Annotated in this window: 4 protein-coding genes; 1 reads left to right on the top strand and 3 read right to left on the bottom strand. The window is 63.5% G+C overall.

The genetic code is table 11. From position 1 onward, the window contains the following. From AUC71_RS12290 to AUC71_RS12280, 3 genes are all read right to left on the bottom strand, one after another. The coding region (locus tag AUC71_RS12290) for a diacylglycerol/lipid kinase family protein (RefSeq protein ID WP_162273651.1) at window positions 1-547 on the bottom strand (547 nt) is incomplete at its 3' end. 80 nt (window positions 548-627) lie between these two features. Further along, entirely contained in the window at window positions 628-849 is a 222-nt protein-coding gene (locus AUC71_RS12285; RefSeq protein WP_069624498.1) for a hypothetical protein, read from the bottom strand. Window positions 850-998: 149 nt separating this feature from the next. After that, complete coding sequence (locus AUC71_RS12280; protein WP_069624497.1) at window positions 999-1,775, bottom strand: extensin-like domain-containing protein; 777 nt, start codon at window positions 1,773-1,775, stop codon at window positions 999-1,001. 408 nt (window positions 1,776-2,183) lie between these two features. Here AUC71_RS12280 and AUC71_RS12275 point away from each other — a divergent pair. Beyond that, window positions 2,184-3,156 (top strand): sensor histidine kinase (locus tag AUC71_RS12275; RefSeq protein WP_069624496.1); only part of this gene is annotated, 973 nt, incomplete at its 3' end.

Raw genomic sequence — 3,156 nt, 5'->3', positions numbered from 1 at the left:
CCTCGATCCGGCGGCCGTCCGCGTCGAGGCAGACATGGCTTGGCGTTGCTGCTTCCAAAATCTCGGCGAACAGCTCGCGGCCTTGAGCGATCTGCACTTCGCGGGAGTTCTCCGGCACGCCGATATCAACGACCTTGGCGAGCGCGCCCCAGCCGACGGATTCCAGAAATTTCCAACTTCCCCACGGGCCAGTAGCGCAGCCGACGTCCAGTCGCTTGCGCGGCGACTCTTGTAGCTTTGCGATGAGTCCCAGAATGTCGCCTTCGATGGCGAGACTCCTGGCGACGTTGTTCGCGGTGCCGCCGGGCAGAATGGCTACGGGCACCGTTCTGTCAGGAACGTGGCGCGCGACTTTGCCCACCGTGCCGTCTCCGCCAACGATGACGATCAACTCTACGTTGCCGCCTGCAAGCGCTTCCTTGTAGTCGTCGTCCTTGGAGGAAAAATAGCGCGTAAGAAAGCCGGCGCGCTCGAGATGGTTTAGAAGCTCCTCGCGCGTATGGCGCCCTGAGCCGGCCGACGGATTGTGCACCAGAAGCGCGCGCATGGCCCTATCAACGAAAAAGACGACGGGTCTGTTCCGCCCTGCGCCGGGAAGCGGATGTCAAAGCGGGATCTTACGGATCGCTAGTGGGCCCAGCGGCGATTGTAATGCTCGGCCAGTTCGAGATTGCCTTGCGCCTCTTCCGGCAGGAGCCTGGCGATCACGCCCATGGCGAGCTCGACGGAAATCTCGCTGGCGCCGCACTCCTTGAGCTGCTCCCGAAGCCAGCCATAGACTTCCTCGTCGCCGGCTTTCAGCCCGACGGCGATCTCTTCAAGCATTTGCACCAATGATTCGGCTGCCATCGCGCCCTCCAATCGAACCAAGCCCAAAGGCTTATGGCTGTGGTCATGCTCTCCTGGTGCGATTCTCCCGTACCGACCATACCGCCTCTAGCGCCGCTGCGGCGTTGCCGAGGGGCCACAGTCGGGTCTTTTCTCCCAGAGATGCCGGTTTAGTCCTCGCCTGGAGGCCCGGTGAACGGGATCGGCGTGATGGACGCTGTGGAGAGCGGGTCGGCGTCGTCCGCTTTGGCGAACAGGCCCCGGCTGGGTTGGGGACGGCAGTAATGGCGTCCCTTGGACACGTTGGTGACCAGAAGGTCCAGATGGAAGTGATTGTAATGGTACCGGTCGCTACCCGGACCGAGCACCGTGTAGAACTCTGCGCAAGCGCCCGCGAACACTTCTTTGAGGAAAGCCTTCTCGCGGGCTGTGCCGCGCCACCAGCCTTTGACCACGGTGATCTGCGTGCCGTCCGAAAGGCGGAAGCCGGCGATGTCGATGGCGTTGCCGTAAGCATGTTCCGACAGCGGCCCGCTGCCGCGGCCGTTCCGTCCGCGGCAGCTATAGGAAGCGATCTGCCTGATCTCCACCACCGGCTTGCCGAATTGGCGATAAGCAGCTTTCTGCACCGAGTTTTGGATCCAGCGGTCCAGGCTCGCTGTCACAGGGCAGCCGATGGTCGCCGCCGGCGTGATCCTGACGCGACCGCCGAGCGCGCCGGAGACCTTGAGCGGCGCCCGGATGCCGCAGGCGCTCGGCCCGCTCTTGGCGGAGACCTGCTGAACATAGGACGACGCGCGCACGCGACCCGAGGCCATGCACTGGGCCTCGGACTTGTCGCGCCATTCGGCCCGGGTTTCGCGCGGAATCCCGCCGCCGCCGCACCCTTCGAGAAAGACGACCGCCGCGATCAGCGCGGCCAGATACGCAATACGTGCCCCCGACATGAGGCCGACAATGGCCCACAGGGTCTGAAAAATTCTTCAATGCGAAAGCCGATGCGAAGCCCAGATTTTGGGCAAAAAAGAAGGGCCGCCCCGCGTGGGGCAGCCCTTCCATTGTCGGCCGCGGTCTCAAGAGGACCGCTAATGGGCGTTGATGCGCCCTAGACCTCACCAGAGGCGAGCATCCAGGCCGTATCACCCTCAGACCGCGGGCTATGACAATGAGACACTGGATCACCTCCTTTCGATTGTTGATGGGATGGGCCGAATATAGGGTGGCCGGCACAAAATGGGAACAGCGTCGCATTGGCGCGTTGCGCCGGTATCAGGAACTGCAAGCGGCTCAAAAACATTGTTTAATTGAACTCTGGCAAGCACCTCCTACCTTCCCGGGCCATTCCAATTGAAGACATGACGAAAAAAGATGCGGAGGTTCGGCGGGAGCGGTGCCGGCGAGGCGAAGAGGCCTTGCGCGACGGCGACGTCAGCTTTCAACTCCTGGCCGACTCGATCCCCCAGCTTGCCTGGATGGCCCAGCCCGACGGCTGGATCTTTTGGTACAACAAGCGCTGGTACGACTATACCGGCACGACGCTCGCCGACATGGAAGGCTGGGGCTGGCGTCGCGTGCATCATCCCGATCACGTCGAGCGTGTCGTCGCGCGCGTCCAGCGCTCCTGGGAGACCGGCGAGCCGTGGGAGGACACCTTCCCCCTGAAGAGCCGAGACGGGACTTGGCGATGGTTCCTATCGCGCGCCTTGCCGGTCCGGAGCGACGAAGGAGAGGTCGTTCTCTGGTTTGGCACCAATACCGATATCACGGAGATCAGGGATGCCGAGGAACGCCAGCAGCTCCTGCTCGACGAGCTGAACCACCGCGTCAAGAACACGCTGGCCGCCGTCCAGTCGCTGGCGCGGCAATCGGCGCACGGCGCCAAAGACGTCGACAGCTTTATGGACAAATTCGACTCGCGCTTGATCGCGCTGTCTCGGGCGCACAGCCTGCTGGCGCGCGACGTCTGGCAGGGTGCGAGCCTCATGGAGGTCGTCTCGGAATCGCTCGCGCCATTCATGCAGGGCGAGGAGGCGCGCGTCGAGATCTCGGGACGGCAAATCCGGCTCGGGCCCACCGCGGCGGTGAGCTTCGGCATGGCGTTGCACGAGCTGATCACCAACGCCACGAAATACGGTGCGCTGTCGTTGCCAGAGGGGCGTGTCAACATTCACTGGAGTCTCGACTTGGAAGGCGGCTCTCAGCCGGCTCTGGAATTCGTCTGGCAGGAGAGCGGCGGTCCGAAGGTGGCCGACGCCGGCCGCCGCGGCTTCGGGTCCCGGCTTATCGAAGACGGCATGGCGCGTGAGCTTGACGGCGACGTGGAGCTCA

Source organism: Methyloceanibacter marginalis (assembly GCF_001723295.1).
Classification (GTDB): domain Bacteria; phylum Pseudomonadota; class Alphaproteobacteria; order Rhizobiales; family Methyloligellaceae; genus Methyloceanibacter; species Methyloceanibacter marginalis.
This window is presented reverse-complemented; position numbering and strand designations above follow the sequence as displayed.